We start from the raw sequence: 397 nt of genomic DNA, 5'->3' as shown, positions 1-397 counted from the left end.
TTTCAAATATTTAGCGCCCGTAGCTCAATTGGATAGAGCGTCTGACTACGGATCAGAAGGTTATGGGTTCGACTCCTTTCGGGCGCGCCAAATATACGGGAAGTAGCTCAGCTTGGTAGAGCACTTGGTTTGGGACCAAGGGGTCGCAGGTTCGAATCCTGTCTTCCCGACCATTATTTCTCATTAAAAGATGGGGCCTTAGCTCAGCTGGGAGAGCGCCTGCCTTGCACGCAGGAGGTCAGCGGTTCGATCCCGCTAGGCTCCACCAATATTTTTTTGGGTATTGACAATGTATCCAATTTTTATTATAGTTGAAAAGCTGCATTAAGCAGTTTACTAATTGCTCTTTGAAAACTGAACAAACAAAACGTCAACAATAATCGTTTTTATAACTTGC

Annotated in this window: 3 tRNA genes; all 3 read left to right on the top strand. The window is 44.8% G+C overall.

Annotated elements, in window-relative coordinates:
• Positions 1-13: 13 nt before the first annotated feature.
• The 3 genes from LXM54_RS27735 (at position 14) to LXM54_RS27725 (ending at position 268) form a co-directional block, all read left to right on the top strand.
• A tRNA-Arg gene (locus LXM54_RS27735) sits at positions 14-90 on the top strand.
• A 6-nt stretch (positions 91-96) separates the two neighbouring features.
• Positions 97-173 (top strand) — tRNA-Pro (locus LXM54_RS27730).
• 19 nt (positions 174-192) lie between these two features.
• Positions 193-268 (top strand) — tRNA-Ala (locus LXM54_RS27725).
• The last annotated feature ends 129 nt before the right edge of the window (positions 269-397 follow it).

This window comes from Bacillus sp. Au-Bac7, assembly GCF_021341655.1.
In the GTDB taxonomy this organism is placed as follows: Bacteria; Bacillota; Bacilli; order Bacillales; family Cytobacillaceae; genus Niallia.
The sequence above is the reverse complement of the archived record's forward strand: the minus strand, read 5'-3'. Positions and strand labels throughout refer to the sequence as shown.